This window comes from Pseudomonas sp. SIMBA_067, assembly GCF_046534675.1.
Taxonomy (GTDB): Bacteria; Pseudomonadota; Gammaproteobacteria; order Pseudomonadales; family Pseudomonadaceae; genus Aquipseudomonas; species Aquipseudomonas putida.
Genome location: NZ_JAWRYH010000509.1, coordinates 1 through 268 on the forward strand (window position 1 = coordinate 1; position 268 = coordinate 268).

At 63.8% G+C, this 268-nt stretch carries 1 pseudogene; it reads left to right on the top strand.

Features of this window, described 5'->3' with window-relative positions:
- Positions 1-65: 65 nt before the first annotated feature.
- Positions 66-268: pseudogene (locus SB765_RS30105) on the top strand (phospholipase D family protein); the annotation flags it as partial.

Consider the following 268-nt stretch of genomic DNA (forward strand, 5'->3'; position numbering starts at 1 on the left):
CGTAACTTTGCGCCGCCCACCATGGTCCAACCCCTTAGGCCTTTGCTGTACAGGACACGCTTACCTTGAGATTGCAGCGAGCTCTGCCGCTTCTGCTGACGCTATTGTGCGGCCTCGCAGGCTGCGCAAGCGTCGACATCCCCCGCGAAGTCAGCCAGGCGCTGCCGGCCAAAGACTCAGCTTTCGGCCGCTCGGTGCTGCGCCAGGCTGCGCCCTACGAGGGCCGTTCGGGCTTTCGTTTGCTGCCCAACAGCAACGAGGCGTTTCG